Raw genomic sequence first — 12,733 nt, forward strand, 5'->3', positions numbered from 1 at the left:
GTGACTGTGAAAGCCGCTAGTGCGCTGTTTCTGTGGAGCGGCCTTGTGTCGCGAAAGGGGTGCGCAGCGCCCCCCGACGTACCCGAACCAAACGCAATTTCAAGTCTGTTAGTGGCGACAATACCAAGATTTTCGGGCCCGCGCCGGGGCGTCTCGAAGGAGAAAAAGATGAGCATTTTCGACGAGCCAAAGATCGACTGCCATAACCATTTGTTTGACCCAGTAGCTTACCCCTATCACCCCGATGCGCCGTATGCGCCCTCCGGCCAGGAAGTGGCCACGCTGACGCAGTGGGAAGAGGTCATGGCTGCCTACGGCGTATGCAATGCCTTACTGGTCGGCCCCAACAGTGGCTATCACACCGACAACCGTTGTCTGTTGGCGGCATTGGCAGCTGGTCAGGGCCGTTTCAAGGGCATTGCCGTGGTCGACAACGCTATCAGCCTCGACGCCTTGGCTGCGCTGCAGGCCCAAGGCGTAGTTGGGGTTGCCTTCAACCCGGCGCTGTACGGCCTGCAAACCATGGATGGTGCCGAAGCACGTCTGGCCAAGCTGGCCGAGTTGGGCATGTTTGCCCAGATTCAGGTGTGTGATGACCAGTTGCTGGAGCTGCACGGGCTGCTCGAACGTAGCCCTGTGCGCCTGCTGATTGACCACTGTGGCCGGCCCAACGCGGCGGCTGGGGTAGGGCAGCCGGGCTTTCAGGCGTTGCTCAAGCTGGCGCGTTCCGGGCGCGCCAGCGTCAAGCTGTCGGGTATGCAGAAGTTTGCCGCGGCCGATGCCTTGCACGCCCAGAGCCATGCCTATGTGCAGGCCTTGATCGAGGCATTCGGCCCACACGCCTGCGTATGGGGCTCGGACTGGCCGTTCATTCGTCAGTCCTCGCGGATCGACTACGGCCCGCTGCTCAAGCTTGCCGAGCGCCTGATGCCAGACCCGCAGCTGCGCCGCGAGATCATGTGGGACACCCCACGGCGGCTGTTCGGCTTTACCTGAGCCGCGGCCATCACCGCCTGTTATCTCAACCAAGGAGCAACACCGTGAGCCTGCACCTCGAAGGACAAACCGCGATTGTGACCGGTGGCATGCGCGGCATCGGCCTGGCCATTGCCCGCCGGCTGTATGCCGAAGGCGCCCGTATCGTCATCTGGGACCTGGCAGTGGATAGCTGGGACAGCACTGCCGCTGGCTTCGAGCCAGCAATGTGCCAGGCCGTCGATGTCGCCTCGCTGGCCTCAGTCGAGGCGGCCTTTGCCGAACTGATCGAGCAACTGGGCCGGGTCGATATTCTGGTCAACAACGCCGGCATCAACGGCCCGGTACTGCCGTCCTGGGAGTATCCGGTAGAAGCCTGGGACAAGGTCATCGCGATTGACCTGAACGGCGTGTTTTATTGCTGCCGCACGGTCATCCCGCATATGCGCGAACGCGGCTACGGGCGCATCGTCAATATCGCCTCGATGGCCGGCAAGGATGGCGTGCAGTACATTTCCGGCTATTCCGCGGCCAAGGCTGGTGTGATCGCCTTCACCAAGGCTGCAGCCAAGGAGCTGGCGCAGGACGGGGTGCTGCTCAACTGTGTGGCACCTGCCATGGTCGAGACGCCACTGATGGCCGAGATGACCCAAGAGCACATCGACGCGAGCAAGGCCAAGATCCCCATGGGGCGGTTCCTCAAGGCCGAAGAAATCGCCAACATGGTCACCTGGATCGCCGGCCCAGAGTGCAGCTTCACCACCGGCTTCGTGTTCGACCTCAGTGGCGGCCGAGCCACCTATTGACGGGATTGTTGCCAACGATTGACTTGCGGCATGCAAACCCGCCACGCGCGCATTGGCGCCCGGGCAATTCTGGGTCAGACTGACGGGGCGTCGTCAGTCTGCTGGGATTGCTGGGCAGACGCACCGTTATCCTTGCCGAGGGTCGCCAATGCTCGAACGCTGTCGCTGGCGATGCTGCCTGTTGTCGCTGATTCTGCTGCTGCCGATGGCTGCCATGGCAGCGGACGATTGTCGGCACCTGACCGCTACCGGTAATCCGGAATACCCACCGTACCTGTGGCGCGACCCGCACAACCCGGCAGTGCTGGTCGGCGCCAATGTCGACTTGCTCCAGCATGTCGCCAGGCAACTGGGCATCGACATCGCCGTGGTTTACAGCGGGCCGTGGTCGCGGGCGCAGGAGCAGGTACGCAACGGCCGTATCGACCTGCTTGCCGGTCTGTTCATCACGCAAACGCGCGAACAGACCATGGACTTCATCAAGCCGGCCTTTCTGACCACCGCCAGTATGATCTGGGTCCGTCGTGATGACGGCTTTGCCTACGCCAAATGGGACGACCTGAAAGGTCGCAGTGGTGGCACCCTGGTCAACAACAGCCACGGCCAGGCGTTCGATGACTACGCCAGCGCCAATCTCAATCTGGAAGCCGTGCCCAGCGCCCACCAGGCGTTCGAGAAGCTGCTGCACAAACGTAACGACTATGTGCTGTTCGAACGCTATCCCGGCATGGCACTGGCGCGCACGCTGGGTGTGGAGCACAAGCTGCAGATGCTTGAGCCGCCGGTATCTGCCGAGGGTTTGTACCTGGCCGTGTCGCACAATGCGCCATGCAACGTGGCCGAGCTGCGCCAGCAGCTGGCGGCGAGCATGCGAGAGGTGGCCGCCGGGCCGTTGCCCGCGCAGTGGGTCATGCACAACCTGCAGCGTTGGCGCAGTCAGAACGAGACCGGACCGTTGCCTGGCAAGCTCTGAACGTTTCAGCCAGGCGCACTCACGTTAAGCCGCGAGCACTCCGCTTCAGCCTCAGCTCGCTGATTGAAGGTCAGTTGCAATCGCAGCTTTTCAACGTTGTCGTACAGGTTGAAGCCGTTGCAGACAGCCCCCGTGTAGAACCCAATACCGTGCTGAGGGCACGGTTTTTCTTTTGGCACAGCTGGAATCACCACAAAACGCGGCTGCATGTTGAGCGCCTCCCCAGGCAGATGCTTTAACTATTAGTCTGCATCATGCAAGGGTGCAAGCAGGCTCATGCTTGGGCGACCGACGGCAGCCTGCTGCAAGGGCGCCCGTTTTGGGCGCCACGTGCTCAGGTCGCGCTCAGAAGTCCCAGCGGGTGGTCAGCATGTAGTTGCGCGGCTCGCCATAGGCGCCCGCTTTGTAGAAGCCAAGGTTGGTGTAGTAGCTCTTGTCGAACAGGTTGTTGGCGTTGACGGTCGCCGACAGCTGTTTGGTGAACTGGTAGCGGGCCATGGCATCGACCAGCCAGTAGGCCTTCTGCGAAAACTCTTCGTAGCGTGCCTGCGGCGTGTTGTAGATGTCCTGCCAGGCCACGCTCTGCCAGCGCGCGCCGCCGCCGATAGTCAGCTTGTCGAGTGCACCGGTCAGCTTGTAGCTGGTGTACAGGGTGACCTGATCTTCCGGTTCGAAGGTGGAAATCTTCAGGTTGTTGTCATCACGCACGATCTTGTGGCTGTAGCCGGCCTGGACCTGCCAGCCCGGCGCAAGCTCGCCGGACGCTTCGATTTCGTAGCCTTTGGTGACAGCCTGGGTGCCCTTGAAGGCATAGTTGTTCGGTGTTGGCACGCGGTCGTTGTATTCGTCATCGGAGATCGAGCGGTTGTCCTCGTGCACTTCGAAGTACGCAGCACTGGCGTTCAGACGACCGTCGAGAAACTCGGCCTTGAGGCCGATCTCGTAGTTCTGGCCTTCGTCCGGCTCGAGCATCTTGTTGTCGCGATCGCGGTTGAAGGCTTCCTGCGGCATGAAGATATCGGTGTAGCTGGCGTACACCGAGTACGTGTCGTTGAGGTCGTAGATGGCGCCGACGTAGGGTACGAAGCGGCCGCTTTCCTTGTAGGTCGGGTCGAGGCCACTGATGGTGTAGTTGACCACCCGACCGCCGAGCAGCACTTTCAGGTCGTCGGTGACGTTCAGCCGCGTGGTGAAGTAAGCGCCGGTTTGGCGCACGGTATCGTCGGTGCGCTGCGAAGGCCTGCCCCAATCTGGCTCGGCAATGTTGCCGTGCCAGTTGTTGAAGTCGACCACGTTGGGCTCGCGCAGGGTGTAGTTCCAGTAGCCTTTGCCATCCCAGTTGGAGTGGGCGATGGAGCCGCCGACCACCAGTTCGTGTTCACGCCCAAACAGGCTGAACGGGCCGGAGGCATACAGGTCGGCCGAGTCGCTGACAGTCTCGCCGGTGAACTTGCCGGGGACGATCGCCGAGGTGCCGTCGGCATTCGGCGTGGTGCCCTGGATGGTGCCCATCACCGCGTGGTAGCCGTTGATCTTGTGATCGACCTGCAGTTTGCTCACCCAGCCGTTGTCGAAGTTGTGCTCGAGCATGGCGAACACGGTGCGGGTGTACTGCTCCCAACTGCTCCAGTCAGCCGCATTGTTGAACGAGCGCGAGATGTTGTTGTGCTGGCCTTGGGCGTTGAGCAGGGGGAAGCTGCCTGACCACGACGAGGCCTTGGGCAGGCTGTCCTGATAGTCGCCGCCGACGGTGAGCAGGGTGTCTGGCGACAGGTCGAACTCGAGGATGCCGTAGTACACCGGGGTCTTGCGCGAGTAGCGGTCCATGAACGAGTGCTTGTCCTGATAGGCCGCTACCGCTCGCCCACGCACGTTGCCGCTGTCGTTGAGCGGGCCGCTGACGTCCAGCTCGCTGCGGTAGTTGTCCCACGAGCCTGCGCCCAGCGTCGCGTGGCCCTGGAAGTCAGCCGTAGGCTTTTTGCGCACCAGGTTGATGGTCGCACCCAGCGAGCCTGCGCCGGTGAGCAGGCCAGTCGCGCCCTTGAGCACCTCGACGCGGTCGTAGATGGCCATGTCACTGAGGGTGTTGCCGGCTGAATAGCCGACGTTGCGCGCGGTCGAGGGGATGCCGTCGTACTGGAAGTTGTTGATCGAAAAGCCGCGCGCGTAGTAGTTGCTGCGCTCGCTGTCGAAGGCTGAAACGGTAATGCCCGGGGTGTGACGCATGACGTCGTCGACGCTGTTGAGGCCGAAGTCATCCATGTGCTGACGGGTGACCACGGTGATCGACTGTGGCGTCTGGCGCGGGGTCAGTACCAGCCGGGTGGCGGTGGCGATCGAGCCTGGGGTGTACGAGCCGGTGCCTTCGCTGACGGTACCCAGCTGATTGGATATCACTTCGGTCGCGCCCAGCTCCAAGGCCGCGCCGTCCTGTGCGATCGGTTGCAGCGAGTAACGACCGTCGCCCTCGCGCACCGCTTGCAGGCCGGAATTGAGCAACAGTCGTTGCAGGCCTTGATCGGCAGCAAAACTGCCATCCAGGCCAGCCGTAGCCTGACCCCGCGTCAGTGCTGGGTCGAACGACAGCACCACGCCGCTTTCAGCAGCGAAACGGGTCAGCGCAGTGCCCAGGTCACCGGCCTGGATGTGGTAATCGCGCACGCTGCTGTCGGCGGCCTTGGCGGGCATGGCTAGGCCCAGCCCAAGCAGGGTGGAGAGGAGCAGGGCGCTGCGAAGGCTGGCGCTGAGGCGGCCAACCGGGAAAGGGGCGGTCATGGCGTGAAATCTCGTTGTGGGTGGCAGGCGGGCTTATCTGCCCTTCGCTGAGTAAGTCGAATGGGAATGAGAAAACCTATCATCCAGGCCGAGATTTTTTTCAGCAGCGATTGCCGTTTGGCAAACGGATGGAACCTGGCCAGCACGAGCAACTCAATCCTACGCGACGCCGTGATTCCAACCGGGTACTGATGAGGTGCTGAATGAACGCTATCGAACTGCTGGAACAAGACCACAAGACAGTGAAAAAGCTGCTCGAAGAGCTGTCCAACACCACTGAACGGGCATTGAAAAAACGCACCGAGCTGTTGGCGCGGATCGAGCTGGAGCTGCAGGCGCATACCACTATCGAAGAAGAGATCTTCTACCCTGCACTGACCCAGGCCGGCGACAAGGAAGACGCCAAAATGTACCACGAGGCCAAGGAGGAGCACCGTACGGTGGATGCGCTGGTATTGCCTGACCTGCTCAAGACGCCACCCGAAACCCTGGAGTTTTCCGGGCGAATGAAGGTGCTCAAGGAGCTGCTCGAGCATCACATCGAGGAGGAGGAGTCGGACATGTTCCCGCGGGCCAAGGAGTTGCTCGACAAGGCGACCCTGGAGCAATTGGGCGAGGCCATGCAGGCGCAGAAAAAACTGATCAAAGACGATCATCGCGTCGCTTGAGGCAACGTACGAAGAGCCAGCCGCCAAGTGAACCTTGGCGGCTGGCTCTTCACGCTCTGATTTAGAAGCTGTACTTGGCAGTCAGCATCATGTTGCGCGGCGCGCCATAGACATCGCCGCCGTATTGCCAGGATTGCGAAATGGCCGAGTAGTACTTGCGGTCAAAGATGTTGTTGGCATTGAGCTGCAGGTCGAGGTTGCGGTTGACCTGATAGCCGGCCATCACGTCGGTGACTGCATAGGCACCTTGTTCAAGCCGGTAGTTGCCACCGTCGGCCAGCGCGATGTCGTTGTACATCCGGCTCTGCCAGTTGACGCTGCCGCCGACTCGCAGTTTTTCCAGAGGGCCCTGGAAGCGGTAGGTCGTGCTGATCTTGAACTGATGCTCAGGGGTGTCCGTGTCGAACTGCTTGTTGACCAGCGCCGGCTGCGCGGCATTCTTGGTGGTATGGGTGCGAGCATAGGTGTAACCGCCGCCGATCTGCCAGTTGTCGGTGAGTGCGCCTTGCAGCTCCATGTCGATACCCTGACTGCGGATCTCGCCAGAGGCTTCGTAGCAGGTAAGCTGAGTCGACGAACAGACAGTACGGTCGAGCACTTCCACCGCACGGTTCTCCTGATCGACGCGGAATACCGCCAGGCTGGCGTTCAGGGCACCGTTGAAGTACTCGCCCTTGATACCAACCTCGTAGTTCTTGCCTTCAATCGGACGCACCGGCGAATTGCTCGAGCCGCGCTCGGTCTGTGGCTGGAAGATATCGCTGTAGCTGACATACACCGAGTGATTGTCATTGAGCTCGTAGATCAGGCCGGCATAGCGGGTCACGTTGCGGGTGACCTTGTAATCGCCCTGGCCATCCTTGTCATCGTAGTCATACCAGTCCAGCCGGCCGCCGAGGATGAGCTTGAGCGGGTCGGCCAGGCTCAGGCGGGTGGTCATGTACACGCCGTCCTGGGTAGTGACAGCACGGTCATCGGCGGTATGCAGGAAATTCGGTTTACCCGCATCGATGGGCCAGACCATAGAGTACGGGCTGTAATTGTGGTTGGTCATGTCGTAGATGCGGCGGCTGGTACCAACCACCAGTTCATGACTGCGCCCCAGCGCCTGGAACGGGCCGCTGGCAAATGCGTCCACCCCCGCCTGGTTTTCATCGTGCTTGGACTGATAAACCGTACGCTGTAGGGTTGCGCCGTCCCAACGCGACTGGTACGACCCCGAGAACAGCGCGTTCTGCTCGGCATAGTTGGCATTGACCTGCAGCTTCCAGTTATTGGCCAGGCGCTGGCGCAGCTCGGCAAACACCGTGTTGATTTCCTGGTCCTTGTTCTCCCAGTCGGTGCTCGGGTTGTACGAGCGCGGCAGGTCGAGGTGGTGGCCATCAAGGCCAACCATCGAAGAACCCCAGAAGTAGTTGGTCTTGTCCTTCTGGTGAGACAGGCCCACGGTCAGCGTGGTGTCGTCGCTGAGGTCCGCTTCGGTCACCGCGTAGAACAGGCCGTGGCTTTCTTCGGCATCGTCGACAAAGCTGTTGGCGTCGCGGTAGGAGGTGACCACTCGGCCGCGCAAGGTGCCGCTGTCGTTGAGCGGACTGGAGGCATCGACCTCGCCGCGGTAGTCGTCCCAGCTGCCGGCAGCGCCGGTCAGGGTGACTTTCTGTTCGGCCAAGGGCCGCTTGCGCACCATGTTGATCGCCGCCGACGGATTGCCCGCGCCGGTCACCAAACCTGTAGCGCCGCGTACTACTTCAACCCGGTCGAACATCGCCAGGTTTGGCTGCACCCCGGCCGTCCAGCCCGAGTAACCGCTGGGGATGCCGTCATACATGATGTTGTCGATGTCGAAGCCACGCGCGGTATAGGTCTGCCGGCCAGGGCCACTGGAGAAGTTGAGGAACAGCCCCGGCGTGGCCTTGACCACGTCATTGATGCTGGTCATCGCCTGGTCGTCCATGCGCTGGCGGGTAATCACCGTGACCGCCTGTGGCGTCTCACGCATGGTAAGCGGCAGTTTGGTCGCCGTGGCCATGGCACCGGTGGTGTAGGAGCGGGAGCCTTCGGTGGTACTGCCCAGCCGCTCCGAGCTGACTTCGGTTGCGCCTAATTCCATGACAGTCGATTGCGCCCCATCCTTGGGCTTGACGGCTTCTTCGGCTACGGCATGGGCCATGCTGGCCATGCAGATGGCGGAAGCCAAGAGAGTACGCGACGGGCTGAAACGACGTTGCGGAGTAGGGCAAGACATGGCAAACGATTCCTGACGTTCTATTTGTAAATGATTCTGCGTATGAGAAACATTAACAATTAGTTTGTCAGAATTTTCCGAACGGAAATAGCCACACTCGGAAAAAATCCAATGAATTTTTCACATTTGCCGGACTGGCGGGTTCAGTAACTGCGGCGACTGGCTCAGTCTCTGGCTTTGCCGATACGCTTGCCGGCCTGCTGGGCAACTTCCAGCGCCTGGCCATCGCGCTGCTTGCCTTGGCGGGCCTGGCCCATCAGTTGCGGGATCAGCATGCCTTCGGGCAAGTGCCGCCAGAACCTGCCCGGCATGTGCATGCGCATTGCATCGGGGTTGAGCCGGGCCGGATTGAAGATGTGCCGGTAGTAGGTGCGCCACAGATCCGCACCGGGGTCGTCGGCGTGCTGCGCCCATTGCCGCCAGGGCTCGGGGCAGTGGCGCCGGTAGTCTAGTGTATGGCCGTCGAAGCGAATGCCGTCGCGGTCGGTGGCGATCAACCAGCGCTGGCGGCCGAGGCGTTCGGCAAAGTGGCCGCTGGCACTTTCAAGAATGTCGTGGGCCGGCTGATGATAGGCGACCAGGTCCAGTTGCAGCTGCGCAGCCAGTGCTGCCGGCAGCGGCACGAAGCGCACAAACGCATGCAAGTGATGGGCTTCGCGGCTGACCTGCTTGATCCGCCGGTGCAGCTCGCTGCCGAGGCGGTCGCCGGGGAGCATGGCGGTACGATCGCCATGGGCGACCCGCCAGAGCACTTCATACAACAGGTTCCAGCGCTGCTCGCCGCAGTAGCGCGAGGCCTGTTCCAGCTGCGCCAGCAACGCCGCTGGCACCTTTGCCCGAAACGGCCCCGGGCCCTCTGGCAGGGGCGCCGGCACTGCCAGCAGATCGTCCATCGGCCCTTGCGCCCAAGTGACGTCGGCGGGGTCGATGCCATGCCCGAGCAGCGCGCGCGCCTGTTCGCGCCAGAGGCTGAATTGCTGGTCGCAGTCGAGCGCGATCATCCCCACAGGCCCATCTGCACTGGCGCTTGCGGTTCGCGCAGGCGCGCACGCAGCAGGCCGCTGCGCAAATCGGCCTGCGCCGGGCGATAGTCGCTGGTGACAATGAAAGGCCGCGCCTTGTCGAGTACGCAGCGCAGCTGAATCAGGTCGTCATAACGGATACGCCGCTCCCGGCGCAGCGCTACCAGGCGCTCGACACTGCGCAGGCCGATGCCGGGAATCCGCGCAAGCAAGGCGGGCTCGGCGCGGTTGAGGTCCAGTGGGAACACCTCGCGGTTGGACAGCGCCCAGGCCAGCTTGGGGTCGATATCCAGATCCAGGTTGCCGGCCTGGCTGAGCAGCTCGCCAGCCTTGTAGCCATAACCGCGCATGAGGAAGTCAGCCTGGTACAAGCGGTGCTCGCGCAGCAATGGCGGGGCGGCCAATGGCACGCTGCCAGGGCTGTCGGGGATCGGGCTGAAGGCTGAGTAATACACGCGCTTGAGGCCAAACCCCTGATACAACGATTCGGAATTGCCAAGCAGGGTCCGGTCATCGGTCTCATCAGCGCCGACAATGACCTGGGTACTTTGCCCAGCAGGGGCAAAACGCGGCGCCCGCGGCTCGCCGGCTACGGCCTGTTGGCCGCGCTGGATTGTGCCCATGGCCTGGCGGATGGTGTGGCCCTGTTTTTCCGGGGCCAGGCGCTTGAGGCTTTCATCAGTAGGCAGTTCGACATTCACGCTCAGCCGATCCGCCAGGCGGCCGGCCTGCTCGATCAGCAGCGGGTCGGCATCGGGGATGGTCTTGAGGTGGATGTAGCCGCGAAACTCGTGCTCTTCACGCAGCAGCCGGGCAACTTCGATCAACTGCTCCATGGTGTAGTCGGCCGAGCGAATGATGCCGGAACTGAGAAACAGCCCGCTGATGCAGTTGCGCCGGTAGAAATCCAGGGTCAGCCGCACCACCTCTTCAGGCGTGAAGCGCGCCCGCGGCACGTTACTGGTACGGCGGTTGACGCAGTATTGGCAGTCGTACAGGCAGAAGTTGGTCAGCAGCACCTTGAGCAGCGAGACGCAGCGGCCATCCGGCGTATAGCTGTGACAGATGCCCATGCCATTGGTCGCACCAAGCCCGTCGCGGCCGCGCGAGCTGCGCTTGGGCGCACCGCTGCTGGCGCACGAGGCGTCGTACTTGGCGGCGTCAGCAAGGATGCCGAGCTTGGCGATGAGCTCCATTAGTCGATCTCGATGTACTGAATATTCATACAGTATTTGTAGATCGGTCTGGTTGCAAGTGTTGGCCGTCGGCAATTGTCAGATGGCCCTGAAGCCCTTGCGGCAAATGCGCCGCAGCGGCTTCAGGGCCGTAGGCATCAATCGCGTTTAGGCAGTACGCCGCTGAGCAATTGCTTGGCGGTTTGCTTGATGATCCCGGCCTGATTGGGATCGCCCTGGAGCAATGCCGAGGCAAATTTCTTCGCCTGCTCAAGGGTCATATGTGGCGGCAGCGGGGGCACATCCGGGTCGGTGCGGAAATCGATCAGCACCGGCACATCACTGGCCAGCGCTTCTTCCCAGGCGGGCGCGACGTCTTCTTCACGGCCTACATAAATGCCCTTCAAGCCGATCGAAATGGCGAACAGGTGATAGGGCACATCAGGGATGTCCTGGCTGGCGGCGAACTTCGGGTCGCCCTCCATCACCCGTTGCTCCCAGGTCACCTGGTTGAGGTCCTGGTTGTTGAACACCGCGCAGATCCAGCGGCCATTGCCCCATTGCTGCCAATACTTGGCCACGGTGATCAGCTCGGCCATGTTGTTCATCTGCATCGCGCCGTCACCGACCAGGGCGATGACGCTGCGCTCCGGATGGGCGAACTTGGCGGCAATCGCGTATGGCACTGCTGCGCCCATAGACGCCAGCCCGCCGGAGAGCGAGCACTGCATGCCCTCACGGATCTGCAGGTCGCGGGCGAACCAGTTGGCGCACGAGCCGGAATCGCTGGTGATGATGGCGTTGTCGGGCAGGCGTGGCGACAATTCGTGCACCACTCGCTGCGGGTTGATCGGGTCGGCCGAGGTCAGCGCTCGCTTGGCCAGCTTCTTGTCCCAATCCTTGCGCCAGCTTTCGACCTTGTGCTGCCAACTGCGTTGGTTTTTTTCTTCCAGCAGTGGCAGCAGGGCTGCGAGGGTGTCGGCGGCATCACCGACCAGATTCACTTCCATTGGGTAGCGCAGGCTGAGCATGTCGGGGGCAAGGTCGATCTGCACGCCCCGAGCCTGGCCCTCCTTGGGCAGGAACTCGGCGTAGGGGAAGCCCGAGCCGATCATCAGCAAGGTGTCGCATTCTTCCATCAGCTTGAAGCTCGGTTCGGTGCCGAGCAGGCCGATGCAGCCAGTGACCCACGGCAGGTCGTCAGGCAGGACCGCTTTACCGAGCAGGGCTTTGGCGACACCTGCACCGAGTTTTTCGGCAACTGCCTGCACCTGCTCACCCGCCTGCAAGGCGCCGGCACCGACCAGAATCGCAACTTTCTTGCCAGCATTGAGCGCATCGGCTGCGCGCTGCAGATCGGCATCGTACGGAACTACTTTCGGCTTACTGAAGCCGATACCCGAATGCAGCGTGCCATGGGCCCGGGCTGGTTCTTCATAAGCCAGTTCCTGCAAGTCGTTGGGCAGGATCAATGCCGTGACTTTGCGCTCGCCGATGGCGGTGCGCACGGCGCGGTCGACCAGGTGGCGCACCTGCGACGGCGCGGCGGCCTGCTGAACAAAGGCGCCGGCGACGTCCTTGAACATCGACACCAGGTCCAACTCCTGCTGGTAATGCCCGCCCAACGCCGTGCGTGCCTGTTGGCCGACGATGGCCAGGACCGGCATGTGGTCCATGCGTGCGTCATACAGACCGGTCAGCAGGTGCGAGGCGCCGGGCCCGGAGGTGGCGATGCACACCCCCAGCTCGCCGGTGAACTTGGCATGCGCGCTGGCCATGAACGCGGCCATTTCTTCGTGGCGGCACTGCACGAATTCGATCGAGCCGGCCCGACGCAGGGCGCCGAACACGCCGTTGATGCCGTCGCCGGGGTAGCCAAAGATGCGCGTGACACCCCACTGGCGCAAACGCTCGACGAGAAAGTCACTTACGGTGATGGCCATCGGTTTCTCCTTCATTGATGCGTGGATGAAGGTTGGGACTGGCCCTGTCCCGGCGCGTTCAGATTAAACCGGCCAGAGGCGACCCCGGACACTCGGTTGAACTGATCCCGCCTGGCTCGCCTCGAAACCAGACACCCCTGAGTGGAGGCAG

10 protein-coding genes are annotated in these 12,733 nt (G+C 62.1%); 4 read left to right on the forward strand and 6 right to left on the reverse strand.

The annotated features are described in order from the left end of the window. Positions 1 to 168: 168 nt before the first annotated feature. The 3 genes from FW789_RS23690 (at position 169) to FW789_RS23700 (ending at position 2,754) form a co-directional block, all read left to right on the forward strand. Complete coding sequence (locus tag FW789_RS23690) at positions 169 to 996, forward strand: amidohydrolase family protein (protein ID WP_340611008.1); 828 nt, start codon at positions 169 to 171, stop codon at positions 994 to 996. Between the two features lie 44 nt (positions 997 to 1,040). Then, the gene (locus FW789_RS23695) at positions 1,041 to 1,781 is read left to right on the forward strand and encodes an SDR family NAD(P)-dependent oxidoreductase (RefSeq protein WP_446432124.1); all 741 of its coding nucleotides are present in this window, start codon (positions 1,041 to 1,043) and stop codon (positions 1,779 to 1,781) included. Positions 1,782 to 1,929: 148 nt separating this feature from the next. Further along, on the forward strand, positions 1,930 to 2,754 hold the full coding sequence (locus tag FW789_RS23700) for a substrate-binding periplasmic protein (protein ID WP_446432125.1): 825 nt from the start codon (positions 1,930 to 1,932) through the stop codon (positions 2,752 to 2,754). 5 nt (positions 2,755 to 2,759) lie between these two features. On the opposite strand, the gene FW789_RS23705 is transcribed toward FW789_RS23700, so the two are convergent. After that, a complete protein-coding gene (locus FW789_RS23705; protein WP_186699881.1) occupies positions 2,760 to 2,963 on the reverse strand; it encodes a hypothetical protein in 204 nt (67 codons plus the stop codon). 136 nt (positions 2,964 to 3,099) lie between these two features. Further along, positions 3,100 to 5,529: a TonB-dependent siderophore receptor gene (locus FW789_RS23710; RefSeq protein ID WP_446432126.1), complete on the reverse strand. Its 2,430-nt coding sequence runs from the start codon at positions 5,527 to 5,529 to the stop codon at positions 3,100 to 3,102. 203 nt (positions 5,530 to 5,732) lie between these two features. On the opposite strand from FW789_RS23710, the gene FW789_RS23715 reads away from it, so the two are divergent. Continuing rightward, positions 5,733 to 6,197 carry a hemerythrin domain-containing protein gene (locus FW789_RS23715; protein ID WP_186699886.1) on the forward strand — a complete coding sequence of 155 codons (465 nt, stop codon included), beginning with the start codon at positions 5,733 to 5,735 and terminating at the stop codon, positions 6,195 to 6,197. Positions 6,198 to 6,258: 61 nt separating this feature from the next. Here the strand turns inward: FW789_RS23715 and FW789_RS23720 are convergent, their stop codons facing one another. The 4 genes from FW789_RS23720 to FW789_RS23735 all read right to left on the reverse strand — a co-directional run bounded on the left by FW789_RS23720 (position 6,259) and on the right by FW789_RS23735 (position 12,582). Continuing rightward, on the reverse strand, positions 6,259 to 8,442 hold the full coding sequence (locus FW789_RS23720; RefSeq protein ID WP_446432127.1) for a TonB-dependent siderophore receptor: 2,184 nt from the start codon (positions 8,440 to 8,442) through the stop codon (positions 6,259 to 6,261). A gap of 164 nt (positions 8,443 to 8,606) precedes the next feature. Next, positions 8,607 to 9,449: a TIGR03915 family putative DNA repair protein gene (locus tag FW789_RS23725; RefSeq protein ID WP_186699890.1), complete on the reverse strand. Its 843-nt coding sequence runs from the start codon at positions 9,447 to 9,449 to the stop codon at positions 8,607 to 8,609. Continuing rightward, positions 9,440 to 10,660: a putative DNA modification/repair radical SAM protein gene (locus FW789_RS23730; RefSeq protein ID WP_340610999.1), complete on the reverse strand. Its 1,221-nt coding sequence runs from the start codon at positions 10,658 to 10,660 to the stop codon at positions 9,440 to 9,442. Before FW789_RS23730 ends, FW789_RS23725 begins: the two co-directional genes overlap by 10 nt. A 137-nt stretch (positions 10,661 to 10,797) precedes the next feature. Continuing rightward, a complete protein-coding gene (locus FW789_RS23735; protein WP_446432128.1) occupies positions 10,798 to 12,582 on the reverse strand; it encodes a thiamine pyrophosphate-requiring protein in 1,785 nt (594 codons plus the stop codon). Positions 12,583 to 12,733 lie beyond the last annotated feature (151 nt).

Source organism: Pseudomonas sp. 1121_17 (assembly GCF_052850745.1).

Coding starts and splice junctions, on each gene's coding strand:
- FW789_RS23690 (WP_340611008.1), top strand. CDS start 169: ATGAGCATTTTCGACGAGCCAAAGATCGACTGCCATAACCATTTGTTT.
- FW789_RS23700 (WP_446432125.1), top strand. CDS start 1,930: ATGCTCGAACGCTGTCGCTGGCGATGCTGCCTGTTGTCGCTGATTCTG.
- FW789_RS23705 (WP_186699881.1), bottom strand. CDS start 2,963: ATGCAGCCGCGTTTTGTGGTGATTCCAGCTGTGCCAAAAGAAAAACCG.
- FW789_RS23710 (WP_446432126.1), bottom strand. CDS start 5,529: ATGACCGCCCCTTTCCCGGTTGGCCGCCTCAGCGCCAGCCTTCGCAGC.
- FW789_RS23715 (WP_186699886.1), top strand. CDS start 5,733: ATGAACGCTATCGAACTGCTGGAACAAGACCACAAGACAGTGAAAAAG.
- FW789_RS23720 (WP_446432127.1), bottom strand. CDS start 8,442: ATGTCTTGCCCTACTCCGCAACGTCGTTTCAGCCCGTCGCGTACTCTC.
- FW789_RS23730 (WP_340610999.1), bottom strand. CDS start 10,660: ATGGAGCTCATCGCCAAGCTCGGCATCCTTGCTGACGCCGCCAAGTAC.
- FW789_RS23735 (WP_446432128.1), bottom strand. CDS start 12,582: ATGGCCATCACCGTAAGTGACTTTCTCGTCGAGCGTTTGCGCCAGTGG.